Origin of the sequence: Isoptericola sp. NPDC057191, from assembly GCF_042670225.1 — a bacterium.
GTDB lineage: Bacteria > Actinomycetota > Actinomycetes > Actinomycetales > Cellulomonadaceae > Isoptericola.
Genome location: NZ_JBHUWC010000010.1, coordinates 14,948 through 39,453, shown reverse-complemented (window position 1 = coordinate 39,453; position 24,506 = coordinate 14,948). Strand labels below are relative to the sequence as shown.

The window sequence follows — 24,506 nt, the reverse complement described above, 5'->3', positions numbered from 1 at the left end:
AGGCGCGCGCGCCTCCGACGTGCGAACACGCCGTCCCGTGGTCAACATCGGCACGTGACAGGACGACGGACGGGCGCGCGCGGGACAGCGGTCGCCGTCGCCGCGATCCTCGTCGCCGCGTCGTGCGCGGGATGCGTCGCGAGCCGGCAGGAACCGGGTCAGGCGACGGCGGCCGTCGCCGACGCGCTCGCCCAGGCGGGCTCGGTCGGCGAGACGGCCAGCCTCACCGTCAGCCTGCTCGACCAGGGACGGATCACCGGGCCGGTCGCCGACACGGCCCTGCTGGACCAGCTGCGCGTCCTCGACGACGCCGAGTCCGCGCTCACCACCCTCGTGCCGCCCGACACGGCGTCCTCGGACCACCGGACGGCGGGACTGAAGGCCATGGGCGACGTGTCGGACGCCCTCGTCGCGGCGCGCGCCTGGGTGGCGGCCCGGTCCGGCGGGAACCTCGCGGGCGCGCAGGACGTGCCGACGTCGGCCGACGAGCTGCAGGCCGACCTCGCGGCCGCCACCGACAAGACGGACGCCGTCCTGGCCGAGGCGGGCGGACCATGAACAAGCTGCTCGCCGCCGCCCTCGGCATCCTCACCGCCATCGGCGGGTTCGTCGACATCGGTGACCTCGTCACCAACGCCGTCGTCGGGTCCCGGTTCGGCATGTCGCTCGCGTGGGTCGTGCTGCTCGGCATCGTCGGCATCTGCCTGTTCGCGAGCATGGCCGGCCGGGTCGCGGCGGTGAGCGGGCGCGCGACGTTCGAGATCGTGCGCGAGCGCCTCGGACCGCGCGCCGCCGGCGCGAACCTCGTCGCGTCGTTCGCGATCAACCTGCTGACGCTCACCGCGGAGGTCGGGGGCATCGCGCTCGCCCTGAGCCTGGCGAGCAGCGTCGAGCCCCGGCTGTGGATCCCGGTCGCGGCGCTCGCGGTGTGGCTCGTGCTGTGGCGCGTGAAGTTCCAGATCCTGGAGAACGTCGCGGGCCTGCTGGGCCTGCTCCTCGTCGGGTTCGCCGTCGCGCTGTTCCTGCTCGGCCCGGACTGGGGCGAGCTGCTGCGCCAGGCGGTGCCGCCGTCGCCGCCGGGCACCGAGTCCCCGGCGTCGTACTGGTACTACGCGGTGGCGCTGTTCGGCGCCGCGATGACGCCGTACGAGGTGTTCTTCTTCTCCTCCGGCGCGATCGAGGAGCGGTGGACGGCGAAGGACCTGTCGACCAACCGCACCAACGTGCTGATCGGGTTCCCGCTCGGTGGCCTCCTGTCGCTCGCGATCGCCGGCTGCGCGGCCGTCGTGCTGCTGCCCGCCGGCATCGAGGTGTCCACGCTGTCGCAGATCGTGCTGCCCGTGGCGCAGGCCGGCGGGGTGCTGCTGCTCGCGATCGTCATCGTCGGGATCGTGGCCGCCACCTTCGGTGCCGCGCTCGAGACCGCCCTCTCCAGCGGGTACTCGCTGGCCCAGTACCTCGGGTGGTCGTGGGGCAAGTTCCGCCGCCCCGCCCGGGCCGCGCGCTTCCACCTCACGATGATCGTGGCGCTGCTGATGGCCGTCGGGATCCTCATGACGAGCGTGGACCCGGTGGCGGTGACCGAGATGTCCGTGGTCTTCTCCGCCGTCGCGCTGCCCCTGACGTACGTGCCGATCCTCGTCGTCGCCAACGACCCGGAGTACATGGGCGAGCACGTCAACGGGCGCGTCACGAATGCGCTGGGCACGGTGTACCTGGTGATCGTGGTCGTCGCGGCCGTCGCGGCGATCCCCCTGATGATCGCGACGGGAGCGGGGTCATGACCGAACGCCTCGTGGACGCCCGCCTGCACCTGCTCAGCCGCCAGGTGCTGGACGACGACGGCGAGCCCGTCCTCACGGTGGACGACCTGGAGCTGGCCGGCCCGGACGGCGGCCCGGCCGAGGCGGGCCAGGAGGCGCACGTCGCCGCGATCCTGGTCGGCTCCGCGCTCGCGGCACGGCTCTTCGGCGGGCGCGTCCCGGCGTCGCGGCTGCCGCGCATCGCCTGGGACGACGTCGGGCACGTCGGCACCGCGGTCGAGCTCACGGTGTCCTCGGACCGGCTCGACGCTGACTGGGTGGAGCACTGGCTGCGGGACCGCCTGATCGGCCGCATCCCGGGCGGCCGGCACGACCCGGAGGCCGAGGGATGAACGTCGGCGACCTCCTCGACGTGCGGGTGCTCGGGCCCGACGGCGCCGTGCTCGGCGTCGTCGTCGACGTGCGCCTGGCGCTCGAGGTGGTCGACGAGCCCGAGGGCGGTCCCGGCCAGGGGGAGGACCGGGAGGAGGCCGAGCACGAGCCGCCCCTGAGCGCGCAGGCGCGCCGCGACGCCGTCGGCCGCGCCCGCCTGGTGGGGCTGCTCGTGGGCCCCCGCGGCGCTGGTTCCTTCCACGGCTACGAGCGCAAGGACGTGCGGTCGCCGTGGCCGATCCCGCAGCTCGTGCGGCGGCGCCACCGCGGGACGTTCCTGGTGGGCTGGGAGGACGTCGCCACGGCCGAGATCGCGTCGGCGGGCGACGACGACGCGGCGCGGTATGTGCGCCTCGCCCCCGGCTACACCGAGCGGCCACCGGCGCTCGACTGACGCGGCCCGCCTGCGGGCATCCGCGGCCGGTGCCACGGTGAGGGGCATGCGAGTCGTCGTGGTGGGACAGACCGGGAACGTCGGGACGGCGCTGCTGCGCGCCCTGGTGGCCGAGTCGGAGGTGACGTCGGTGCTGGGCGTCGCCCGGCGGCTGCCGGACCGCAACGCGGAGCCGTACCGGGACGCCGAGTGGGCGGCGGCGGACCTCGCGGGCGACGAGGCGGAGGTCGTGGAGCGGCTCACCGACCTGTTCCGGGACGCCGACGCCGTCGTGCACCTCGCCTGGCTGATCCAGCCCAACCGCGACCGCACCCTGCTGCGCACCGTCAACGTCGAGGGCACGCGGCGCGTCGCCCGCGCCGTCGTCGCCGCGGGAGTGGGGCATCTCGTCGTCGCGTCCTCCGTCGGGGCGTACGCGCCGGTCGACGACGACGTCCCCCGCGCCGAGGACTGGCCCGCTGACGGGATGCCCACGTCGCACTACAGCGTGGACAAGGCCGCCCAGGAGGACGTGCTCGACGAGCTCGAACGCGACCACCCGGAGGTCGTGGTCGCCCGGCTCCGCACCGCGCTGGTGTTCCAGGAGGACGCCGGGGCGGAGGTGACCCGGTACTTCGTGGGCCGGCTGCTGCCGGTGCGGCTGCTGCGGTACGGCCGACCGCCGCTGCTCCCGCTGCCCGCCGGGCTGCGCCTGCAGGCGGTGCACGCCGACGACGCCGCCGACGCGTACGTCCGCGTGCTGCTGCGTCGCGCGGGCGGTGCGTTCAACGTGGCGGCGCCGGACGTGCTGCGCGGCGAGGACCTCGCGCGGCTCGTCGACCACGGACGCCTGGTGGAGGTGCCGCCCCTCGCCGTCCGCGCGGCGGTGGCGCTCGCGTACCAGGCGCGCCTGGTCGCGGCCGACCCCGGGTGGGTGGACATGGCGATGGGCGCCCCGCTGATGGACACCGGTCGCGTCGAGGCCGAGCTGGGCTGGGCGGCGCGCCGCACCGCGGCGCAGGCGCTGCTCGACGTCGTGCGCGGCATGTCCGAGGGCGACGGGGTCGGCTCGGCGCCGATGCGCCCGTCCCCGACGCGACCGCCCGTGCTCTCGCCCGCACCGCGCGGGGCGGAGCAGGCCGCCGTCCCGCCGGGCGTGGACCGCTACCTGCTGGGCCTGTACCTCTCCGACCACCTGTCCGGGGCCACCGCGGGGCTCGGCCGCATCGAGCGCATGGTCGCCGACTACCAGGACCTGCCGCTGCACCCCGAGCTGGCCGAGGTGGCGGAGCAGATCCGCGGCGAGCGGGAGCTGTACCGCCGGCTGATGCGGGACCTCGGCCTGCCCCGCCGCCCGTACCGGCAGCTCGTCGCGGCCGTGGGCGAGCGGTTCGGGCGGCTCAAGCTCAACGGGCGGGTGGTCTCCCGGTCGCCCATGTCCGTCGTGCTGGAGACGGAGCTGATGCGCTCCGCCGTCGTCGGCAAGATCGGCGGCTGGCGGACCCTGGAGGAGCACGCCGCGGAGCTCGGCCTCGACCCGGCCCAGTTCCACGAGCTCGGCGTCCTGGCCGAGGACCAGCTCGCGACCCTGGACCGGCTGCACGAGCACGCGCGCCGACGCGCGTTCCGCACGGCGGACTGAGCGGCTGCTGACCCGTTACGCCTGGGCGGCCCAGGGGTCGAGGACGACCTTGATGCAGCCGTCCTCCTTGCGCTGGAACGTGCGGTACGCCTCGGGGGCGTCCTCGAGCGACATGCGGTGCGTGCGCAGGTCCAGCACGCCCAGCGGGTCGCGCGGGTCCTGCGCCAGGGGGAGCAGGTCGTCCGTCCAGCGACGCACGTTCGCCTGGCCCATGCGCAGGGTGAGCTGCTTGTCGAAGAGCTGCATCATCGGCAGCGGGTCCTTCGCCCCGCCGTAGACCCCCGAGAGGGAGACGGTGCCGCCGCGGCGCACGAGCGCGAACGCGGCGAGGAGCGCGGCGAGCCGGTCCGCCCCGCCCTTCTCGGTGAGTGGCGCCGCGACCGCGTCGGGGAGCAGGCCCACCAGCTTCTGCGTGGTGTGCGCCAGGGGCGAGCCGTGCGCCTCCATGCCGACGGCGTCGATCACGGCGTCGGCCCCGCGACCGTCGGTCAGCTCGCGCACGGCGTCGCGCGTGTCCGACGCCGTGGGGTCGAAGGCGATGACGTCGTGCCGCTGGGCCATGAGCCGGCGCTCGGGGACCGGGTCGAGGCCGATGACCGTGCCCGCCCCACGGTGCCGGGCGATGCGGGCCGCCATCTGACCGATCGGCCCGAGCCCCAGCACGACGACGCTGCCGCCGTCGGGCACGTCGGCGTACTCCACGGCCTGCCACGCGGTGGGCAGCACGTCGGACAGGTACAGCCAGCGCTCGTCCGGGGTGTCGTCCGCAGGGACGACGACGGGCCCGTACTGCGCCTGCGGGACACGCAGGTACTGGGCCTGGCCACCCGGCACCTGCCCGTACAGGCGGGTGTACCCGAACAGCGCCGCACCCTTGTCCTGGCTGTGGACCTGCGTGGTCTCGCACTGGCTCTGCAGCCCGCGCGTGCACATCCAGCAGTGCCCGCAGGCGATGCCGAAGGGGACGACGACGCGGTCGCCGACGGCGAGGTTCCCGACGTCGTCCCCGACCTCCTCGACGACGCCCATCGCCTCGTGCCCGAGCACGTCCCCGGCGTCGAGGAACATGCCCAGCACGCCGTAAAGGTGCAGGTCGGACCCGCAGATGGCCGTGGACGTGACCCGGATGACGGCGTCGGTCGGCTCCTGGACGTGCGGGTCCGGAACGTCCTCGACGCTGACCCGTTCCTTGCCCTGCCACGTGAGTGCTCGCACCGCTCGTCCTTCCTGGGGGAACCGGCCGCCGCGCTGCTGGACGTCCGGCCCGCGACGGCCGCGAGGCGGGCGCCGCACGTCGATGGTGCCCAGGGCTCTCGCATGGTCGCCACCCGGCGCTCCCGCGGCGAGGCGGGCGGGCGCGTGACCTGGAAGGACAGCGGGCAACTGTCCCCTCGGACCGAAGAGGGCTACGGTCGAGGGGAGTCATGAGGCGGCTCATCTCCAGGGGGCGAACGGTTTGGATGACGTGCGTCACGAAGAGAGGAACCACATGACCGACACGACAGTTGGGGATATCGAGGGCACGCTCGCCCTCGGCGCGAGCCACCCTGTGGGTCGCTACAGGCACGACCTCGCCACCGGCCGGTGGTGGTGGTCGGACGAGACGTATCGCATCCACGGCTTCGAGCCGGGCGACGTCGTCCCGACCACCGAGCTGATCCTCGCGCACAAGCACCCCGACGACCGGGACCGCGTCAGCCAGGTGCTGCACCAGGCGTGCGTGACGGGGGAGCCCTTCAGCAGCGTGCACCGCATCATGGACGCCCACGGCGACGAGCGGACGCTCGCGGTGGTGGGCGAGGGGCGCACGGACGACGCGGGCGCGGTGACCGAGCTCGTCGGGTTCTTCACCGACGTCACGCCCGCGGTGGCACGCATCGCCGACGCGCGGGCGACGGCCAGCATCCGGGCGTCCGCCGCCAACCGGGCCACGATCGAGCAGGCGAAGGCGATCGTCATGTGCGCCGTCCGGACCGACATCGAGGGCGCGTTCGGCTGGCTCCGCCAGGCGTCGAACCACGCCAACGTGCCGCTGCGCGAGGTGTCCGCGCGAGTCGTCGAGCTCGCCGCGCGCAGCAACGGCGACATGCGGCTGGTCGCCGGCGCGCTGGCAGACCTGCTCACGCTCCGCTCCGGCACGTCGGACGGGCTGAGCTAGGCGCGGCCGGTCCCGGTCAGGGCGCGGCTAGTCGGTCGCCTCGTCCTGGCCCGGGACCTGCCGGGGCTCGCGCATCGCCTGCGCGAGGTGACCGCCGAGATAGCCGCCCGCGCCCACCGCCCCCATGCCGACCAGGCTGAGGAGCGTGCCGAGCCCGTGCCGCCCGCTGCGGCGGGCGCGCCACGACGCGAGCGCCAGCAGCGTCCCCACGCCGTTGCAGGTGGCGTGCACGGCGGCCACCCGGCGGCCGCGGGGGCTGAGCGCCCGGAAGTCGGCGAGCCCGGTGAGGGCGGTCGGCGGCGCGGCGAGCAGGCCCAGGCCGACGAGGCGGCGGGCGGAGTCGGCGTGGCCGTCCGGGCGCGTGAGGTCGAGCGCGACGGCGCTGGCCCACAGGCCGATCGGCAGGTCGGTGAGGACGCTGTGCACGGGGTGCCCGACGGACCGGCCGCGCAGCTCGTCACGCACGGGGCCCGACGACGGGACGACGGTGCTCGAGATCCGCTCGTACAGGCCGGCTAGACGGTCGAGGCGCTCCTCCTGCTCCAGCCGCGCGGCGACGTGCGGCAGCGGCAGGTCAGGGGACGAGGGTGCGGGCTGGGCGGGCATCGTGCCTCCTCAGGGCGTCGTCGGGCGCCACGTCTCGACGCCGCACCCTCGACCGTAGGGCCGTCGCGGCCTGCTCGCCGGGGCACGCCGCCGCCCTTCGCCCGCCCGGGTGAGGAGCGTCGACGCGCGTTAGGTTGGCAGCGGTCGGTCCAGCATCGGGCCGCACCGCCGACGCGGAGAGATCGATGAGAGCACTGTTCGTCAGCTGCACCCTCAAGAAGTCGCCCGAGAAGTCCAACACCGAGCTGCTCGCCCAGGTGGTCGCCAGCGCGTTGGAGGAGCGCGGGGTCGACGTCGGACACGTCCGGCTCGCCGACCTCGACGTCCCGCCCGGGGTCGTGACCGACCTCGGCGGCGGCGACCGGTGGCCGATGGTGCACGACCGGCTGCTCGACGCCGAGATCCTCGTGGTCGTCACCCCGACGTGGGTGGGCCGGCCGTCGTCCCTCGCCCAGCGGATGCTGGAGCGGATGGACGCGATGCTGTCCGAGACCGCCGAGGACGGCACGCCGGTGGCGTACAACCGGGTGGCGGGCGTCGTCGTCACCGGGAACGAGGACGGCGCGCACCACGTCATCTCCGAGATCAGCGGCGGCCTGGCCGACATCGGGTACACCATCCCCGGCCAGGCATGGACGTACTGGAACCAAGGCCCCGGCCCCGGCGACGAGTACCCCGACACCGACCACGGCCACGAGTGGTCCCACCGCACCGGCCGGCTCATGGCGCACAACCTGCACGCCGCGGCCACCGCCCTGCGGGCGCACCCCGTACCCCCGTTCCCCGAGAGCTGAGGAGAGCACCGATGAGCGAGATCCCCACCGACCGCGAGCGAGCCGACGAGGACGACCCCCGCCACCAGGCGGAGCGGGAGCGGGCCGTGCACGACGGCGAGTCCGCCGACGTCGAGACCGTCCCCGGCGAGGCGCCGAAGGACGACCCCGACGAGGAGGGCGAGGACCGCTTCGACGCCGGGTGACAGGCCGGGTGACAGGCCGCGCAGACGTCGCCGACGCGTGCCCGGGAGACCTCCTCCCGGGCGCGCGTCGACGTGCCCGGCGACCCAGGTGGCCCCTCGTCGCCGGGCGCGCTAGCGTGAAGGTCCGGCGTCAGGAAGCGGCTCCGCCCCCTCCTTACTCGGAGGTCACGATGACGACCACGACTCCCGCCGACACCGATCACCTCACCTCGGCGCTCGCCGTCGGCACCCACCTGCTCACCGGGTCCTACCGGGCCGAGGCGACGGGCCGCTGGTGGTGGTCCGACGAGGTGGACGTGATGCTCGGCCAGCAGCCCGGCGCTGTCGAGCCGGGCCCGGAGGCCCTCGAGGCGAGGCTGCACCCGGACGACCGCGACCGTGCCGTGCACGGCGCCGCCCGCGCCCTGGCGACCGGCGGTCCCGTCGTGACGGCGCGCCGCGTCGTCGACGCCCACGGCCGCACGCGCACCCTGCTCGTCACCGCCCAGGCGCGCCGTTCCCGCGACGACGGCCCGCCCGAGGTGGCCGGCTACGTCGTCGACGTCACGCCCGTGCAGCGCGAGGCCGTGCAGCGGGACGTGCGCCGCGCGCTCGACAGCGCCTTCGTCTCCGCCGCCGCCATCGAGCGGGCCAAGGGCGTGCTCATGGCCCTGCACGGCGTGGACGACGCCGCGGCGGAGAGCATGCTGACGGAGGCTGCGGGCGCGTCCGGCGCGACGCTCCGCGAGGCCGCCACGCAGATGATGGCGCACCTCTCGGCCGGCGACGGCTTCGGCCCCGACGCCCGCGAGGCCGTGCAGGAGGCGCTGGCCGCGGTGAAGCCCGCGAAGCGTCCGCACGTGCACGAGGCGCAGCTCGCGCGCCGTCGTGCCGCCTGACCCGATCGACCTGACCGACCTGACCTGACCCCGTGCTCTGGGGTCGTGCCAGACGTACACCGCACGACGGAGGAGGTCCGCATGACCGACGACCAGAAGTCGTTCCCCGCCCAGCAGCAGGAGCCGCCCGGGCTGACCGGTGAGATGACGCCCACGCCCGACCACGGCGAGGAGAGCTACCGCGGGTCGGGGCGGCTCGACGGGCTGCGCGCCCTGGTGACGGGCGGCGACTCCGGCATCGGCCGGGCCGTGGCGATCGCGTTCGCGCGCGAGGGCGCCGACGTCGCCATCGGGTACCTGCCCGAGGAGGAGGACGACGCGCAGGAGACGGCGCGCTGGGTGCGCGAGGCGGGTCGGAAAGCGGCGCTGCTGCCGGGCGACATCACCGACGAGGCGACGGCCCGGGCGCTCCCGGAGCGTGCCGCGCAGGAGCTGGGTGGGCTCGACGTCCTGGTGAACAACGCCGGGTTCCAGATGGCGCGCCGTGAGTCGATCGAGGACGTCACGACCGACGAGCTCGACCGGGTCCTCAAGACGAACCTGTATGCGCTTATGTGGATCACGCAGTCCGCGCTGAAGCACCTCGGCGAGGGTTCGAGCATCATCAACAACTCGTCCATCCAGGCGTTCCAGCCGTCGACGTCGCTGCTCGACTACGCGTCGACGAAGGCCGCCATCAACAACCTCACGGTGAACCTGGCGGCCGAGCTCGGCCCGCGCGGCATCCGCGTGAACGCCGTCGCGCCGGGCCCGATCTGGACCCCGCTGCAGCCGGCGACCCAGCCGGAGGAGAAGATCGAGAAGTTCGGGAAGGACACCCCGCTGGGGCGGGCCGGGCAGCCGGCCGAGCTCGCGGGCGCGTTCGTCTTCCTCGCGTCCCCGCGGGACGCGAGCTACGTCTCCGGCACGGTGCTCGGCGTCACGGGCGGCAAGCCGGTGTTCTGACACCTTCGGGACCGGAGGGGCGACATGCTGCACCTGCCGGGCGCGCCGGCCACGCTCGACGACGTCCCCCGACTGCGCACGTTGGGGGACGTCGTCGGGCTGCTCGGTGTCGTCGGGCCGCTCTACGTGCGGTTTAGCGCAGGCCCCGTCGCGGACGCGGCCGCCGAGAGCCGCGACCACGAGAGCGGGTGCGTGCTCCCGGGTCTCAGCGTGAACCCGCTGGATCCTGAGCCGTGGTGGGACCGCCCGGCCGAGCACTGGGTGGCGCGGCAGCTGTGCCAGTACGCCCACCTCATGACGCCCGACCGGTTCCCGTGGGTGCTGACCGGCGAGCTGGCAGGCCGCGGGCCGGACTGCGAACCCCTGCTGGGCGCGTTCGCCCCCGTCGCGTCGATGGACCCCGCCGTCGTGGACGAGGCGGCCGCGGTCTACGAGCGCGTCTTCGACCCCGGCAACGACGGCACCTGAGCCCGATTTCAGGTCTGCCGCTCCATTGGGTATCCTCGGTGGGCCGGTCCGACCGGCGAGGTAGCGTGTCCGAGCGGCCTAAGGAGCACGCCTCGAAAGCGTGTGTGGGTGAAAGTCCACCGTGGGTTCAAATCCCACCGCTACCGCCACCCGAAGGGCCCCACCCGCAGCATTGCGGACGTGGGGCCCTTCGTCGTTTCCCGTGCTCCGTTGTCACTCCGTCTTGCCGGCCGACCGCTTCGAGGGTGGTGCGAGCTGAGGCTCGGGTGACTCGCCGGAGAGTCCGAGACGTGCCGCGGCTTCGTCGTAGAAGTAGAAGAGTTCCGAGAGGGGCACTGGCCGGCGTGAGACGTGGTCCAGATCGCGGCCCTCTTCGCTGAACGGCGGCGGCCAGGTGCTGAACCCCTGGTCGAGTGACATGGTCTCGACGTCGCTCTGCCACGTGCTCCAACGAAGGTCGGCGAACGTCTCGCCCATCGCTCCGCTGAGCACGGCTTCGACGAACGCAGAGTGTCCGCCCCCGAGTCCGTCCCACTGCAGAGTGTCGGGACCGAAGTAGCAAACCTCGCCGGGCGCCACACCCAGACCGCCCCCGTCGATGGCGAATCGGCCGCCCAGCGCGTCCCACCCGATGAGCAGGAACGGGGGTGACTGCGGGTGCGTGTCGGAGCTCAGTCGGTTGCTGCTAGCCAGGTCCGGCAGGCCGTCTCCACCGCCGCCCAGGAGACGGAACCACCCGTGGTCGGCAATGAGCGCAGCGCAGTTGAGAGCGAGGGCGCCGAGAGTTGAACGAGCCGTGACCTGCAGAGACTCCAGCGTGCGCAGCCCCTGGGCGGGCGAGATGGGCAGAGGTGTCGCGCCGGGCACAGCATTGATCCGTTCCAGGAGTCTCGGCCACGCAGGGTCTTCGACGTCGGCGAGCTGAGCAGCACTCATGTGAGTCATGGCGCCAGTATCGAGCCTATTCACCGCGCCTCGCCCCGATTGAATTGGCGCGGGCGGAGGGCCTCAACCTTGCCGCTGTCGCCTGAGTGAGCAGCTGGTCGGTGACGACCTGCAGATCCGGCGCCATCTGGGTGCGCTTCACCGGAGTGCCGCATGGTGGTGCCCTCGTCCGCGTGGCCGAGCAGCGCGGTCGCGTTGGCGATGGTGGTCGAGTGGCGACCTGGGTGGCGACGATACGGCGGAAGTCGTACGGCATGACCCTGGTGCCGATGGCGGCTTGGGCGTCGTGGACCTGGCTCGGAGAGCGCGGTGTGGCACTGGTGAGTGTCGGCACCTCGGCGTCGAGGTCGAGGTCCGCCTCCCGCAGCGCCAGACACTCATCGAGCGCAGGGACGACTCCTGGAAGGTCGGTGCGGTTTAGTTTTGCGCCAGATTCGAGTCCCGTTCGAACTTGCTTCTTGTCAGTCGATCCCCGCAGATTCGACGCCCCGTGTCTTGAAGCGGGACCTTCTTGACGGATCTGTGTCGCGAGGTGCTTGAGGCTTCCCCAGCGAGATGAGACGCCACGCAAGGGCCCTCAGGCCGTGCTGTCTTCGGGCTCGCTGTCAGAGAGTCCGCGGTAACGTTCGAACGCCGCAAGGATGGCTTGCTCGCCACCCTTCAGGCTGTTCACGGCGATGGTTACAGGGGTCCCGACCATACGCTGATTGGCCCGAGCGAGGTGCCGCATGAAGCGTCGGCGATCGATGACCGCCTCTGGGTTCCAGACCGAGACACACAGAAATCGCTGCCCGCTGACCTCTCGAACCGACCACCCCGTCACTTCAGACCAGCGAACACGCCCTGCAGCCGCAGGACCGCTGGCGTCATCGAACCCCGATGCGTCGACACGCAGTCCTGCGGGACCTCGACGCGCGAGGACAGCAAGTAGCGCCACAAAGCCACCGCCAAAGAAGATCACGGCGAGCGGCCCAACGGCTAGGCCCACCGGAGAAATTTCGCCGTCGAGCGCAAGTCTGAATATCAGAACACCGATCGCGACGAATGCCAGGCATCCCGCAACAACCGCCGTCGTTCGACGGCTGTCGAGGGGGAAAAGACGGAGTCGGGCACGGGCGCATTCTAGCGGCACGGCTGGTCCAATCGAGCCCGTCTGTGAATCCCGCTTGGGCAGGGTTCGACGCCGCGTAGCGAGAAGTCTCCTTACTGACTTCAAGGCGCGGCATGCGCGGCGGCCGGCGTACCTCACAGGAAGGACGCGGCCTGGCGCTACTTGCGAGGGTCGCGTCCGTGGTTCCGCCGTGGTTGCTCGCCGTACGTCGCGTGCGGTCACAGCGCGTCGCGTCCGCCTAGCACCCGCCCGCGTCGAACCGCGCCCGCGCGTGGCCCGCACCCTAAGCGCCGGCGAGCCCCGCGATGGCCGTGGCCACGTACCCGGCGATGACGATCCATTCCCACCACGCAGGTCGTACCAGCGACCTGCGGGAGATGTCGTCGCCAGGTTCGGGGACCGCGACCGAGGTGGCCTTGGCATGACGGAGCTCGATTTCACTGACGACACGGTCGACCCGGGAGCGCCGATTGAGCATTCCGGAGATGTTCGCTCGCTGGACCGCCCAGCACCACCACGTCTGACCGTCGCGCTTGACGATGCCGACCTTCGATCCGGCCTCGAGCGCCTCGAGCGCCTCGAGCGCCTCGAGCGCCTCGAGCGCCTCGACCTCGTTCCACGGGACCCACGTCGACGTCAAGATGTTGCGGGCGCTGATCCCCTCATCAGAGACACGGATCCATCCGCGACCGATCAGGAGGGCGAAGACACCGCCGCCCCCGACGAGGGCGTACCCGAACAGAGTGCTGCCGAGCGTGTCATCGGGGTGACGGGGGAGCGTGGTGAGGGCGAGGAGCATGAGTATCCACAGCGGCGCGAGCACAGCTGAGCCCACCCGGAGGCCAGGTGACACCCGATAGACACGTCTCTGTCGGCGAGCTCCACGCCTCCGGCGGCACCGAGGTTCGCCGACCTCGGTTCGGGACGAGCTTGCTCCATGTCTTCTGTCAACCTTTGTTCCGGGTCCAGGACACCGCGTGTGCAGTTCGAAAGAGGAACTTGCGTGTCTCCGGTGGCGTGCACTGCCTGGGGATCATTGCGGGCCCGGCGTCGAGCGTCAATCGCCGGGAGCAGTTGCTATGTGCTCGCGCTGCTGAACGACCTCGACCCCTGCAGGTAGTTGTGTGAGAACCTTCCCCCTGGTTCAGGGCGCGGCTCCGCCGCGCTCGCGAGTCGACCGGTCAGGGCCCCACGCTTCGCTCGTTCCGCGCACCCCACCAGGCCGCCTACGCAAGGCGAAGGCTGCCCCGGGTCTTTCCAGAGGCCGCCTCATCCTGTAATTCCGTTGGTCTATGGCTCGTACTGCGGGCCCCGCCACCAGAACCCGTCGACTGTTCCGACCATCCTGGCGTCGGCCGCACGCACGAGCTTGCGCAGCTCGTGGCCCGCCTTCTGAGGGGCCCAGCGAAGGAGTCGCTCGATTCCCTCGCGTGTCTCGGGGTCGGGGCTGTAGGTCGTCCTGGGACAGCACGGCAGATCGGTGGAGTTCGGGTCAGGATCGACAGCAACTTGAGTGGCACTGAGCCAGGCATCCAGCGCCGCAAGTTGATCACCGCGCCAGTGCCCGGACAACCGTTCGTAGCGCAGGACTGCGCTGCGGGCTGTGCCTGACAGCCGCCCTCCGCCGAGGCGGGGCCTCAGATGGTCGGCATCTTGATGTGTTCTCGCTAGCGCTTCGATGCGCAGCTGTGATGGGCGCCTACGCGGCATTTCCCTTCGTGGAGGTGTGCATGGCGCGATGCTAGAGGGCGGTGCAAGGTGCGTCCATCCCTCATCGTCCGGTCCCCGGACCGACCGCCGAGCATCCGGCCGACTCCGGGCCGGGTTAAGGGCGCCAGCGGTGTTGCTGCGCGATGGCCTGCGGCCACCCTGGACCCGGAACTCCGACGACTCTTGTGCTCCGCAATCGATGCGACGCCTCGATGTGCACCCGTTCCTGCGGTGGTCCCGGCGGTCTCCCCGCGACGCCGACCGTCGTTCAGTCACTCACGCGCCAGGGTGGCGTCACTAGTAGATGCGGTTCTGGCTCGTCGCTCCGGCGGTCGCCACGGCCGTTGCGAACAGGGTGACGATCATGGCCGCGGTCATGATCGCGGCGTCGTCCGGGAGCATCGGCAGCCAGTTGGGGCGTCGTCGTCCGGACAAGTGCGCCGCGGTTGGAGGAAGGAGGTGACCGACACGACCGCAGGCTGCAAGTTCACCTGTCCTCGGCGGGGTCCGGACTCCGAAGCAGCTACAGGCCACGTATCCCGGCCTCGGCGCCGCTCTGCTCGCTCGACGACCGCGACAAACTGCGAACGGCGACCGTGGCGGGAAGTGCGCCGATCAGTAGGACCAACGGACCAAGCGGCAGCAACGTCCCCGCGGCCACGCAGGCCATGAGGCATGCGGCGCCGACGGCTGCGAACGTTGGACGCCATCGGCCGGCGCATACACCCGCGACAGCCGCAAGCACCATGGCGATCAGGGCTACGACCAGGGCGCCCCACGCCATCCCCGACTCGAATACGCCACCCGACCGGTACGCCTCGAAGTCGTCAATCTGGTTGCGGGCGTAGGTGAGGTCCTCAAGGCGAAAGGTGTCGCGCCAGGCAAGGACGTTCTCGCACATCAACCACGTTGCGGCCATCACTGCGACGATGACCGCACCCGTTCCCACGGTGGCCCACCGCTCCTGCTTCACGTCCATGACCGATCCCCATTCCTCGCAGTGGAACCGAATGCTCGCACGAACGGTGCCGGGAAGCCGCCGGTTTGCCTCCGATTGCTCGCCGAGTCAGTGCCCGAAGGTGCGAGGCGTTCCAACGGGCAGCGCCCCTGGGCCCGGGGCAGATGTCATGAGGGTCCGGGTAGGCAGAGCAGGCCAACGCGGCGTTCTCAAGCCGCCATCGCCACCGGAGGTCGCATCCCTTGACCGAGGTGCTGAAGCGCGACGCGCAGGCAGGTGACGCGGCACCCCATGGTCGGGTGTGTGGGTGAACTTGTCGTCTGGTGTCCGTGACGGCGCGGAGAGCTGTTCGCGCCCGTCAGAATTTGCTCAGTGAAGTCGGGTCCGTCCGACGAACCACCACGAGCACCCTGAGAGGCGAGCCGAGTGGAGCTGAACGATCTGGAAGACCCCTATCGGCACGTTGCGGCACCGACTGACTCGCGATCCACCAAGGGCACCCTGCAGGTCGTCGCTGTGTGCTTCCTGCTGTTCATCCAGACGGCCATCACTGGGCTCTTCCTAGAGTTGTGGTCCTGGCATGTCAGCAACATCGCCGAAGCACCCACCGCGTTCCCCGTGATCACCCGAGCGTTCACCGCGGCACTCGTCGTCGGCATCGTCGTGACTGAAGCAGTCATGCTGGTCCGTCGCCGCATGCGCTCCGTTCGCGTCGCTGCCATTGCGACCGGAGGGCTGGTCTTCGCGGTACTCCTTGAGGGGTTCGGGCTCTTCTAGACCGTCCTCAGTGCCGACCCGCAACCTTGGTACCGCCGCCGCTCTACCACGCTGTTGGTGCGATCCTCTGTAGGATCCCCGCGTGATCACCGCTCAGGAGCGCTTCCGCGTCGCTGTCCGGGATCGGCTCGCACCCCAATTGCGCGTGATGGGGCTGCGCGGCTCCGGGCAGAGCTACACGCTTCCGAGCGACACATGCTGGGCACAGCTTGGCCTCCAGCGGTTCTCGTGGAGCAACCGCGACGCGGTGGAGTTCACTGTCAATCTCAGCGTCGTGAGCAGGGTGGCTTGGGCGAGCGCCGTCGAAACGCACCCCTGGGCCGGAGCGAAGCCCAAGCCGAACTTAGGCGCAATGCTCCAGGTCCGCTTCTGGGAGCGACTGAGCATCGTCGCCGGTGTAGGTGACTACAGGTGGCATCTGTCCGCGGACGGCACGGATGAGGTCGCCACGATCGAGCACCTCCTGGCGATGATTGCCGACCAAGGAGTCCCCACCTTGAAGCGCGAGGTGGCGGCAAGGGGCTGACGCCGCCCTTGTCTTCCGGCGTGCCCTCCGTCGCTTGCAGGTCCTACTGGACGGGGGCGCATGCTTCCTTGCTACCCCTCGGCGGGTTCCCAACCCAGGTCGCTGCACTGCGCGAGGAAGTCCTCGACGACGGCCGCCCGATCCGAATCCGCGCTGTCACGCATCGATGGAGTTGCAGGCCTCGTCCTCCGCGTCCGACGGGCTGCCGGCACACGCTGAAAGGCTCATCAGCAGGACGGGGACCACCACGGGCACCATCGGCCTCTTCATCCGGGAAAAGTACCGCGTCGAGGGATACGAGGGCCGTAGCAACCGGGAGATGATGAGTTTCTCGGTCTCAGCCCACTGATCGGTGTTTTTGCGACGCGGGCAGGTCAGGTCTCGCAGAGCTCTGCGAGCCGGGCCTGGAACTCCGGCGAGTCGCTGGGAAGTCCGCTCTTCCAAAGGGTGGCGTAGAACGGGACGACGGCGTTGTGTACGAGGCCGAGGGATCGGACACGCAGCGGCGCATCGCTGACGCCCACTCGTGCCCCGTCACCGATAGGTGGGTCGGCCTCGGTCGAGCCCTCCGCCCGGAACGGGTTGATGATCCACATGACCGCCTCCCGGCCGGCCGGGATCGTGACGCGGTCCGATGTCTCGCTCTCCGGAGGTGGGCCCGCCTTCGGGTCGGGGATCGATTCGTCCAAGGCGAGAGCCGACGGCTCGAAGCGGTACGCGTCCGGACGGGTGCTGATCACCTCGACCGGCCACCGAGACTCGTTCCGCACCGTCTGCACGGCGACGGGCGCCTCGTCCTTCGCGTACACCGCCCAGAAGTGGTCGTCGCCCCAGAGGCACTGGTCGCCATGGCCCGCGCCGGCCGACGTGGTGGAGCCTGTCACGACGGACGCAGTCCCGGAGACGACCCACCACGCGACGAGGACGATGAGCAACGCGATGGCGCCGGCAGTGATCCTGACGTTCCGGCGCCGCATCCGGAACTTGAACTCGACCACATCGTCGCTCACGAGCCGAGAGTAGCGGCACCGAGAGGCTGTTCTGTGTCATGCGGGCGTGGCGTCGCAGGCCGTCGAAAAGTCTCGTCCGCCGACCGTCGCCCCGCTACGCTCAACCCACTCCGCCCAAGGCGCGTCCAAAGCCGGTACTGGCGCGTCCTGCCCGCAGCTTGGTGAGGGTGGCTGCCCGTTCGAGCCGGGCCGGGGCCGAGAGGAGCCCTCGCACTGCGGGTGCGATCGGGCTCCCGTCACGTGCGCAGCGGGAGTTCCTGGACGACGGCGCCCGCCTCCCAGAGCCGGAGAGACGCGGCACGCCGCTCGGCCAGATCCTCTCCGAGCACCAGCGCCACGAACACCTGGCACTCGACGCCGTCCGCGAGCACGACCCCACGTGCTCCGACCGTGCAGCGGGGCGACGCAGTGAGCCGCTCGACGGTTGAGGCATAGAGCCCCCACGCGTAGGCGAAGCCGTAGGCCGGGAAGTCTGCGACCGACATCGACTCCACCACCGGTGCTGGAAGGTCGATCGATGTCGGCCCTTCCTCCCCGGCCACGAACATCTCGTCCTTGAAACAGGCGATGTCGACGGCGAGGGAGCGCGGTTCAGGTCCCGCCGAGATGTCGGCCCGGACCCGCACCCCACCCAGCACCAGATCCATGTCCGCATCGCCCTTCTGCTGGCAGGTGGGAAGGCCCGACGTGATCGGGCCTCGGGTCAGGCGTCGCAGAGCTGTGCGAGCTCGTCCTGGAAGTCTGGGGAGTCGGTGGTGAGGTCGCTCTGCCAGAGGGTGGAGTAGAGCGGGATGTCGGCGTCGTGCAGGAGGCCGAGCGACCGGACCCGCACCGGCGCGCTCTCCACACCGTCCCGCGCGTTGAAGCCGACCTGCGCGGCGCTGCCCTGGAGCGGGTCCGTGGGACGCAACGGGTCGATGACCCACATCGGGACCTCGCGGCCCGGCGGGATGGTCACCCGGTCCGACGTCTCGCCGTCCGCGGGAGGGCCGAGCGCCGGGTCGGGGAACGTGGCGTCGTCCCGGCGGTCGGCCGCCAGCGGGCCGAAGCGGTACGCCTCCGGGCGGGTGCTGATCACCTCGACGGGCCAGCGGCCGTCGTTACGGACGGTCTGCACGACGACGGGCGTCTCGTCCTTCGCGAACACCGCCCAGATGTCGTCGTCCGGGTAGGCGCACTGGTCGGTGTGCCCCGCGCCGGTCGACGACGCCGAGCCCGTCACCACGGTGGCGCTCGCGGAGACGAACCACCACCCGACGAGGAGGACCAGCGCCGCCAGGGCCACGGCCGCGATCCTCGCGCTCCGGCGTCGGACCCGGACCTTCAACTCGACCACGTCGTCGCTCACGAGGCAGACAGTAGCGGCAAAGATGCCCGGCGCAACGCCCCGGCCGTGCGACGCGGCGGGCGAACTTTGTGGCGGTGTGCGACTGGTCGTGGGCGGGCTCGGTGGACAGCGCCCCCTGCTGGTTTACTTCCCCGGCGGGCCCGCCGGACACTGGCGGCCGAGCGCCGGTACGTCGGCGCCGCACGACGACCCAGGAGACACCGACGATGGGAACGCGCCACGTGACGGACGGCCACGAGCTCGCGGGCACGAGCGCGGACGACCCCACCGAGCGCCTGCTGCGGGTGGCGGCGGTCGCGGGCCTCGCGCTGATCCAGGCGGGCGTCGCGGGGCTCTTCCTCGGCGCGTGGTGGCGGCACGTCCAGCGCGTCGTCGACGCCCCGACGGTGGGCGGGGTCGTGTGGCACCTGGCGACGGCGGCGTTGTTCGTCGGGGTGGCCGGCGCGGAGGTCGGCGCACTCCGCAGACGGCGCAAGGCGCCCGCGATCGTGGTGTCCTTGTCGATCGGCGCGATGGCCGCCGTCGTCCTGCTCGAGGCGCTCGCGCCGTTCTGACCGGCCCCCGCGGGTCAGCGAGCGAGGAAAGCGGCGACCTCCCGGCGCGACCGCAGGCGGTGGAACGCCAGGTGCGCATGGGCGGGGTCGGCCATCGCGGAGCCGTAGCGCTCGGGATGCCGCTGCAGCTGGTCCCACGACCACCGGACGATGGAGTCCTTCTCCCAGGGGAGCAGGACGTCGCGCCACCGCTGCCGGTTGCCGGTGCCAGGCCAGAGCTCCGTCCGGTCCAGGACACGGGCCAGCGTGCGCCGGTACACCTGCGAGATGACGACCGGCCGCGGCAGGTCCAGCCAGACGACGGTGTCGGCGCGCGCCCAGATCTCGCCCTGGAGGCCGGAGTAGTTGCCGTCGATCACCCAGGCGTCGCCGGCGAGCTCGGCGCGCGCGTCCGCCAGGAACTCGTCCCGCGGCCGCGGCGTCCAGTCCGGACCCCAGAACAGGGCGTCCAGCTCGACCGGCCGCACTCCGAGGTGCGTCGCCAGGTGCCGGGTGAACGTCGACTTGCCCGACCCCGCTGCCCCGACCACCGACACCCTGCGCACCGGGGCAACCTAGCAGCGACGCCGTCACCGGCCGTGGCGGTCCCGGGGCGTCAGCCGACCTCGATGAGGGCGAAGGGGTCCGGGCCGCACGACATCGCGGGGTCGATCTCGCACAGGGTCGACGCACCCTCCAGGTCGACGGAGATCTCCGCGGGCCCGGGCGGCATGTCGTCCGGGACGCGCACGGTGCTGTGCGCCGCGCCGTCGTCGTCCGGGTCGAGGATGTCGAGGTCGGCCGAGTAGTAGTGGCTGCCGTCGTCGCTGTTGCCCGTCCCGTCCACGCGCGAACGGATCGAGATCCCGTACCGGGCCCCGTGGGGCAGGTCCGACGAGCACTCCTCGTGCCGGCCCACCCCGTCGATCTGGATGACCAGCTCGTCGCCCGGCACGACGCTCGTCGGGGTCACGACCGGGTCGTTCGGGCGGCAGTACGCCGTCGGCCCGAGCGCGTCGACCACCCCGCAGCCGGAGGAGACGCTCACCAGCGCGACGGCCAGCAGGACACCCGGGACGGCACGCAGGAGGACAGGGGAGGAGGGCGGCGTCGGCCTCGACATCCGCTCAACCTAGCGGTCGACGTCTGCGGTGTGCTTGCTATTGTCGTGGGCGCCGGTCAAGAAGTGGCTGGTCTGCTCCAACTGCCGGAGGCGACCGTGTCCGCAGACGCCCCAGAGGTCGACGAACCGTCGGCGCTCCGGCCGACCCGTCTGGTAGGCCGCTTTCGACTTGAGCCTGCCGTGGACCGCTGGACGTGGTCGGACGAGATGTACGACCTGCACGGTTTCAAGCCGCACGAGGTCGTTCCCACCACCGGGCTCGTGCTCACCCACACCCACCCTGACGACCGCGAGACCGTCCGCGAGACGCTGTCGCGCGCCGGGCGCGCCGGGAAGCCGTTCTCGAGCGTGCACCGGATCCTCACCGCCACCGAGCGCGAGCGCACCGTCACCGTCGTGGGGCGGCCCCGCAAGGCCACCTCGGACTCCGACCCCCTCGCGCTGGTCGGCTACTTCGTGGACCTCACGTCCGCCGTCGCCGAGCGGGTGCGCGAGAGCGCGCTCGCGGACATCCGCGCCGCGGCAGAGACCCGCGGCGTGATCGAGCAGGCGAAGGGCGTGCTCGCCGTCCTGTACGACATGGGGACCGACCCGGCCTTCGAGCTCATGCGCAAGGCGTCGAACGACCACAACGTGGCGGTGCGCGACCTGGCGAGGCAGATCGTCGACCTGGCCCACCGGCCGGAGATCGACCGGAAGGCGACGGCCGCCCGCCTCCTCGGCGGCCCGCCCGCGTGACGGGCGGGCGGCTCAGCCGTCCTCGAACCGCCGTGGCTCGACGGCGCCGGCGTCGTCCGCGAAGCTGAGCCGCCGCGCCACGACGTCCTCGGCGACCTCGTCCAGCGTGCTGCCGCGCCCGAACGCGTGCGCGCGCAGCACGGCCAGGGCGTCGGCCGGGCGCAGCCGGAGTTGCGCGGACACCATGCCCGTCGCCTGGTCCACCCGTGCCCGGGCGGTCCAGCCGATCTGGTCGATCTCGCCGAGGAGCGCGGTCCCGGCCGCGTCCGCGAGGAACTGGGCGTCCTCCAGGTCCCGCCCCAGCACCTCCCCGGGCGCGACGACGAGGCCCAGCACGCCCACCGGCTGGCCACCGACCCGCATCGGGACGGCGTACCAGGTCCCGTGCGCGCCGGAGTTCGCGGCGAGCTGGGAGAACACGGGGAACGGGTCGTCGTCGGGCACACCGTCGAGGGAGGCGGAGACGATCCGGTCGTCGTCGAGCGCACGACGGCCGGGCCCCTCGCCGAGCACGTCCTGGATGCTCTCGATGCCCGCCGCCGTCGCATCGGTGCTGGTCACCGTCATCCGCTCGCCCTGAGTGGTCGAGAGCGTCAGGCTCCCGCCCTGCGCGCCGAGGATCGTGGCGCAGGCGCGGCACATCCGTGCGGCGACCGACGACTTGGCGTCGAGGCCTGCCAGGGTCCGGGCGAGCAGGCCTAGCACCTCGGAGGTGTTCACCGATCGCTCCGTCCTGTCGCGTCCGGCCAGTTTTCCACCGATACGCGATGCACGACACGGCGCCGTGCCCGGATCGGCAACCTCAGCGGTCCAGACCACCGATCGTGTCGCCCGCGTCGCCGAGGACGAGCGTCCGCACGATGAGCTCGGCGACGTCCCGCTCGCTGAGCCCTCGCCGGTCGGCGGCGGCCTGCAGGGTGCGCCGGGCCTCGTCCTCCGGGCAGTCGTTGGACGCCATGATGGCGCCGACCGCCTGCTGCACCGCCGCCCGGTCCGACATGGTGCGGTACAGGCCGGCGACGGCGTCCCCCAGGTCCGCGAACTGGAGCTGGAGACGCACGGCGTCGGCCGTCAGGGCGGCGTGGCCCACGGCGGCGTCCACGAGCCCGGCCGGCCAGTCCCCGGCGTGACGGCTGTACACGTTGATCGCGACCGCCACGCCGGGTCCCACCTCGGCCGGCACGGCGAGGGCCTGGACGAACCCCTCGTGCGCGGCCGCGTCCCGCCAGGCGTCCCACCCGGGCACGACGTCGGCGATCGCGGTCGTGAGCACCGTCTTGCGGCGCATCGCGTCGATGCAGGGGCCGGTGTCGGCCCTGGCCTCGGCCTGGTCGCAGCGCCCGGCCCCCGGAGTGCTGCTCCCGGCCTTCAGCGAGATGCCGTGCTCACGCAGGCTCACGCTCGCCTCCACACCGTGGTCGAGCGAGCTCGCGGCGCGGACGGCGCACTCGTCGAGGTACCGAGAGAGCGTCATGAGGTCACGGTACTCGCGCTCCCGCCGCAGGACGCGGCCGGGCGGGGCTCAGCGGCGGCCGGTGAGCCGGTCGACCTGGAAGAGGGTGGTCGTGCCGGAGACCTCGTTCGCGACGGCGAGCAGCGGGCGGTGCGTCGGGGAGTCGGCCGCCGCGACGAACGTCAGGCCCTCCGGTCCGAGGTCACCGGCGTCCGACAGTGCGGCGGCCGGGTCGGCGCCGTCGTCGATCGCGTCCTCGACCGACACGGAGTAGTCGCGGTTCGAGACGTAGGTGACGAACTCGGACCGCTCGGGTCGGGTGATGTCGTAGACCATGACCCCGCCGGCACGCTCCAGCCCCACGAAGGCGTAGGTGCGGCCGCCGACCTCGCCGATCGTGACGTTCTCCGGCTCCGGGCCCTTGTCGTCGCTGCGGCCGTCGAACGACGTCGCGCTGTGGTTGGTGTTGAACGCGTCGCCGAGGGCCTGGGCGGTCACCTGCTCGAACGTGTCGCCCGAGTCGAACACGAGGTCGCCGTCGGTGGTCCACACGGAGAACGACCGGCCGCCGAAGGCGTAGAGCTGCTCGTAGCACGACCCGTCGGCACGCAGGCCGGACGCCGTGGTGACGTTCAGCCGCCCGAGGTCCGCGTCGCCGCGCAGCCCGGAGGCGGGGGAGCCGGCGCAGACCGGCGCCAGCCCGCCCTTGCCGAGGTCCTTGACGCGCGCGGGCTCGGCGTAGTCGCCCCACTCCCGGGCGTCGCCCTCGTTCGCGGTGACGAGGTAGGTCCGCCCGCGCGACGTGTACGACGCGATCCCGTCGGGCATGTACAGCCCCCGGACCGGGACCTCGCGGACGGCGGCGACCCCGTCCTTGTCGGACGGGTCGATGCCCTGGCCGGGCACGGAGTGGTCCTTGCTGCCGAGCGACCACAGGTCGGTGGTGCGGGCGGCGCGCAGGTCGACCTCGGCGACGGCGTTCGCCTCCTGCAGTGCGACGTACGCGGTGCGGGAGTCCTTCGACACCGTGACGTACTCGGGCTCCAGGTTGCGCGACACGCGGTGGTCGAGCGAGCCGTTCGGACCGGCGACGTCGGGCCCGAACACGCGCACGCCGTCGGGCAGCGCGGCGCCCTCGAACGCGTGGAAGGTGGCCGTCCGCACCGCGGACTGCCGGACGGCCGGCGTCCGCTTCTTCCCGGGGAGACGGTCGGGCAGCGCGACCACGGACACGGACCCCTCGGGGTCCACGCTGAAGTCGTCGGCGGGCTCGCCCTCGTTCGCGACGACGGCGCTGCGGCCGTCGGGCGTGACCGTCACCATGTCGGGCAGCGCGCCCACGCGCCAGGCGCCGAGCGCCTGACCGTTCCCGGCGGCGTCGAACAGCACGAGCCAGCCGTCGGACACCTTGTCGGGCGACTCGACGGCGACCACGCCGAGCCCGTCCGGGCGGACGGCGACGGAGTTCGCGACCGCGCCGTCGGGCACCGTGGAGCCGTCCGCGGCGCGCACGCCGGTGGTCTCGAGGGCGAAGAGCTTGCGCGGGGCGGACGGCGTCGCGACGTCGAGCACCGTGACCTCGCCGGCCTGCGCGTTCACCGAGAAGAGGCGCTGCGAGCGCGCGTGGTAGGCGACGATCTCCGCCGCCGACTGGTCGAAGACGCCCGTGGCGTACGAGCCGAGCGGCGAGAGCGCGACCCGGGCGCCGTCGGCGGACTGCACCACGGGCTGCGCGACCACGCCGGCGCCGGGCTGGGCGTCACGGTGCGCCGACGCGGTCAGCGCGACCGGCACGGTCAGCGCGACGGCGAGCGCCGTCGCGCAGGTGCCGACGACGGCTCGACGACGGGCGGGCTCGGGTGCGGGGTGGGGGGCAGCGGGTCGCGGGGTGCGGGCGGTGCGCAAGAGGTCCTCCGTGGCGGCCGGGGGCGCGCAGCGGCGCGCCGTCGGGGTGACGGTAGGGAGGGCGGATGACCGCCGGGGGAGCCGGGAGTGAACGGGCGCCGGACTGCCGGTGAACGCCTGGCGGT

30 protein-coding genes and 1 tRNA gene are annotated in these 24,506 nt (G+C 72.2%); 16 read left to right on the top strand and 15 right to left on the bottom strand.

Going from position 1 to position 24,506, the window contains the following annotated elements:
- Positions 1–54: 54 nt before the first annotated feature.
- Genes ACFT55_RS03490 through ACFT55_RS03470 form a run of 5 tightly spaced genes read left to right on the top strand, consistent with a single transcriptional unit; the run spans position 55 to position 4,210 of the window.
- Positions 55–558: a hypothetical protein gene (locus ACFT55_RS03490; protein ID WP_380241514.1), complete on the top strand. Its 504-nt coding sequence runs from the start codon at positions 55–57 to the stop codon at positions 556–558.
- Positions 555–1,784 carry an NRAMP family divalent metal transporter gene (locus ACFT55_RS03485; protein WP_380241512.1) on the top strand — a complete coding sequence of 410 codons (1,230 nt, stop codon included), beginning with the start codon at positions 555–557 and terminating at the stop codon, positions 1,782–1,784. Before ACFT55_RS03490 ends, ACFT55_RS03485 begins: the two co-directional genes overlap by 4 nt.
- The gene (locus ACFT55_RS03480) at positions 1,781–2,155 is read left to right on the top strand and encodes a hypothetical protein (protein WP_380241510.1); all 375 of its coding nucleotides are present in this window, start codon (positions 1,781–1,783) and stop codon (positions 2,153–2,155) included. The genes ACFT55_RS03485 and ACFT55_RS03480 overlap by 4 nt, the downstream gene beginning before the upstream one ends.
- Complete coding sequence (locus ACFT55_RS03475) at positions 2,152–2,589, top strand: PRC-barrel domain containing protein (RefSeq protein ID WP_380241508.1); 438 nt, start codon at positions 2,152–2,154, stop codon at positions 2,587–2,589. Before ACFT55_RS03480 ends, ACFT55_RS03475 begins: the two co-directional genes overlap by 4 nt.
- Before the next feature lie 46 nt (positions 2,590–2,635).
- Positions 2,636–4,210, top strand: a complete 1,575-nt coding sequence (locus ACFT55_RS03470) for an NAD-dependent epimerase/dehydratase family protein (protein ID WP_380241506.1) — start codon at positions 2,636–2,638, stop codon at positions 4,208–4,210.
- 15 nt (positions 4,211–4,225) lie between these two features.
- Here the strand turns inward: ACFT55_RS03470 and ACFT55_RS03465 are convergent, their stop codons facing one another.
- Positions 4,226–5,425 (bottom strand): zinc-dependent alcohol dehydrogenase, encoded by a 1,200-nt coding sequence (locus ACFT55_RS03465; protein WP_380241503.1) that lies wholly within the window; start codon positions 5,423–5,425, stop codon positions 4,226–4,228.
- Positions 5,426–5,699: 274 nt separating this feature from the next.
- Here ACFT55_RS03465 and ACFT55_RS03460 point away from each other — a divergent pair, with 274 nt between their 5' ends.
- Positions 5,700–6,368, top strand: a complete 669-nt coding sequence (locus ACFT55_RS03460) for a PAS and ANTAR domain-containing protein (protein WP_380241501.1) — start codon at positions 5,700–5,702, stop codon at positions 6,366–6,368.
- Positions 6,369–6,395: 27 nt separating this feature from the next.
- On the opposite strand, the gene ACFT55_RS03455 is transcribed toward ACFT55_RS03460, so the two are convergent.
- Complete coding sequence (locus ACFT55_RS03455) at positions 6,396–6,974, bottom strand: DUF2231 domain-containing protein (RefSeq protein ID WP_380241499.1); 579 nt, start codon at positions 6,972–6,974, stop codon at positions 6,396–6,398.
- A 185-nt stretch (positions 6,975–7,159) separates the two neighbouring features.
- Here ACFT55_RS03455 and ACFT55_RS03450 point away from each other — a divergent pair, with 185 nt between their 5' ends.
- The 6 genes from ACFT55_RS03450 (at position 7,160) to ACFT55_RS03425 (ending at position 10,393) form a co-directional block, all read left to right on the top strand.
- Complete coding sequence (locus tag ACFT55_RS03450; protein ID WP_380241497.1) at positions 7,160–7,768, top strand: flavodoxin family protein; 609 nt, start codon at positions 7,160–7,162, stop codon at positions 7,766–7,768.
- 11 nt (positions 7,769–7,779) lie between these two features.
- Entirely contained in the window at positions 7,780–7,953 is a 174-nt protein-coding gene (locus ACFT55_RS03445) for a hypothetical protein (RefSeq protein WP_380241495.1), read from the top strand.
- Positions 7,954–8,123: 170 nt separating this feature from the next.
- Positions 8,124–8,831, top strand: a complete 708-nt coding sequence (locus ACFT55_RS03440) for a PAS and ANTAR domain-containing protein (RefSeq protein WP_380241492.1) — start codon at positions 8,124–8,126, stop codon at positions 8,829–8,831.
- An 81-nt stretch (positions 8,832–8,912) separates the two neighbouring features.
- Positions 8,913–9,776, top strand: coding sequence for an SDR family oxidoreductase (locus ACFT55_RS03435; RefSeq protein WP_380241490.1), 864 nt, complete (start codon positions 8,913–8,915; stop codon positions 9,774–9,776).
- A gap of 24 nt (positions 9,777–9,800) precedes the next feature.
- Entirely contained in the window at positions 9,801–10,244 is a 444-nt protein-coding gene (locus ACFT55_RS03430; protein WP_380241488.1) for a DUF6098 family protein, read from the top strand.
- A 59-nt stretch (positions 10,245–10,303) separates the two neighbouring features.
- Positions 10,304–10,393 (top strand) — tRNA-Ser (locus ACFT55_RS03425).
- A 64-nt stretch (positions 10,394–10,457) separates the two neighbouring features.
- On the opposite strand, the gene ACFT55_RS03420 is transcribed toward ACFT55_RS03425, so the two are convergent.
- From ACFT55_RS03420 to ACFT55_RS03400, 5 genes are all read right to left on the bottom strand, one after another.
- A complete protein-coding gene (locus ACFT55_RS03420) occupies positions 10,458–11,189 on the bottom strand; it encodes a DUF2625 family protein (protein ID WP_380241486.1) in 732 nt (243 codons plus the stop codon).
- Between the two features lie 577 nt (positions 11,190–11,766).
- Entirely contained in the window at positions 11,767–12,321 is a 555-nt protein-coding gene (locus ACFT55_RS03415; RefSeq protein ID WP_380241483.1) for an STM3941 family protein, read from the bottom strand.
- A gap of 262 nt (positions 12,322–12,583) precedes the next feature.
- Complete coding sequence (locus tag ACFT55_RS03410) at positions 12,584–13,123, bottom strand: hypothetical protein (protein WP_380241481.1); 540 nt, start codon at positions 13,121–13,123, stop codon at positions 12,584–12,586.
- Positions 13,124–14,307: 1,184 nt separating this feature from the next.
- A complete protein-coding gene (locus ACFT55_RS03405; protein WP_380241479.1) occupies positions 14,308–14,445 on the bottom strand; it encodes a hypothetical protein in 138 nt (45 codons plus the stop codon).
- A gap of 88 nt (positions 14,446–14,533) precedes the next feature.
- Complete coding sequence (locus ACFT55_RS03400; protein WP_380241477.1) at positions 14,534–14,989, bottom strand: hypothetical protein; 456 nt, start codon at positions 14,987–14,989, stop codon at positions 14,534–14,536.
- A 405-nt stretch (positions 14,990–15,394) separates the two neighbouring features.
- On the opposite strand from ACFT55_RS03400, the gene ACFT55_RS03395 reads away from it, so the two are divergent.
- Both ACFT55_RS03395 and ACFT55_RS03390 read left to right on the top strand, forming a co-directional pair.
- Positions 15,395–15,745, top strand: coding sequence for a hypothetical protein (locus tag ACFT55_RS03395; protein ID WP_380241475.1), 351 nt, complete (start codon positions 15,395–15,397; stop codon positions 15,743–15,745).
- Between the two features lie 82 nt (positions 15,746–15,827).
- A complete protein-coding gene (locus tag ACFT55_RS03390; RefSeq protein WP_380241473.1) occupies positions 15,828–16,271 on the top strand; it encodes a DUF4304 domain-containing protein in 444 nt (147 codons plus the stop codon).
- A gap of 374 nt (positions 16,272–16,645) precedes the next feature.
- Here ACFT55_RS03390 and ACFT55_RS03385 read toward each other — a convergent pair whose 3' ends face one another.
- From ACFT55_RS03385 to ACFT55_RS03375, 3 genes are all read right to left on the bottom strand, one after another.
- Positions 16,646–17,281, bottom strand: coding sequence for a hypothetical protein (locus ACFT55_RS03385; protein ID WP_380241471.1), 636 nt, complete (start codon positions 17,279–17,281; stop codon positions 16,646–16,648).
- A gap of 236 nt (positions 17,282–17,517) precedes the next feature.
- The gene (locus ACFT55_RS03380) at positions 17,518–17,928 is read right to left on the bottom strand and encodes a hypothetical protein (RefSeq protein WP_380241469.1); all 411 of its coding nucleotides are present in this window, start codon (positions 17,926–17,928) and stop codon (positions 17,518–17,520) included.
- 56 nt (positions 17,929–17,984) lie between these two features.
- Entirely contained in the window at positions 17,985–18,629 is a 645-nt protein-coding gene (locus tag ACFT55_RS03375) for a hypothetical protein (RefSeq protein WP_380241467.1), read from the bottom strand.
- Positions 18,630–18,835: 206 nt separating this feature from the next.
- On the opposite strand from ACFT55_RS03375, the gene ACFT55_RS03370 reads away from it, so the two are divergent.
- Positions 18,836–19,183 (top strand): hypothetical protein, encoded by a 348-nt coding sequence (locus ACFT55_RS03370; protein ID WP_380241465.1) that lies wholly within the window; start codon positions 18,836–18,838, stop codon positions 19,181–19,183.
- A gap of 14 nt (positions 19,184–19,197) precedes the next feature.
- Here ACFT55_RS03370 and ACFT55_RS03365 read toward each other — a convergent pair whose 3' ends face one another.
- Both ACFT55_RS03365 and ACFT55_RS03360 read right to left on the bottom strand, forming a co-directional pair.
- Positions 19,198–19,728 (bottom strand): toxin, encoded by a 531-nt coding sequence (locus tag ACFT55_RS03365; protein WP_380241463.1) that lies wholly within the window; start codon positions 19,726–19,728, stop codon positions 19,198–19,200.
- 50 nt (positions 19,729–19,778) lie between these two features.
- Entirely contained in the window at positions 19,779–20,285 is a 507-nt protein-coding gene (locus ACFT55_RS03360) for a hypothetical protein (protein ID WP_380241461.1), read from the bottom strand.
- A 180-nt stretch (positions 20,286–20,465) separates the two neighbouring features.
- Here ACFT55_RS03360 and ACFT55_RS03355 point away from each other — a divergent pair, with 180 nt between their 5' ends.
- On the top strand, positions 20,466–21,023 hold the full coding sequence (locus tag ACFT55_RS03355) for a PAS and ANTAR domain-containing protein (protein ID WP_380241459.1): 558 nt from the start codon (positions 20,466–20,468) through the stop codon (positions 21,021–21,023).
- A gap of 12 nt (positions 21,024–21,035) precedes the next feature.
- Here the strand turns inward: ACFT55_RS03355 and ACFT55_RS03350 are convergent, their stop codons facing one another.
- The 3 genes from ACFT55_RS03350 to ACFT55_RS03340 form a co-directional block, all read right to left on the bottom strand.
- Positions 21,036–21,743 (bottom strand): GAF and ANTAR domain-containing protein, encoded by a 708-nt coding sequence (locus ACFT55_RS03350; protein WP_380241457.1) that lies wholly within the window; start codon positions 21,741–21,743, stop codon positions 21,036–21,038.
- An 82-nt stretch (positions 21,744–21,825) separates the two neighbouring features.
- Entirely contained in the window at positions 21,826–22,497 is a 672-nt protein-coding gene (locus ACFT55_RS03345; protein ID WP_380241455.1) for an ANTAR domain-containing protein, read from the bottom strand.
- A 48-nt stretch (positions 22,498–22,545) separates the two neighbouring features.
- A complete protein-coding gene (locus ACFT55_RS03340; RefSeq protein WP_380241453.1) occupies positions 22,546–24,381 on the bottom strand; it encodes a choice-of-anchor I family protein in 1,836 nt (611 codons plus the stop codon).
- Positions 24,382–24,506 lie beyond the last annotated feature (125 nt).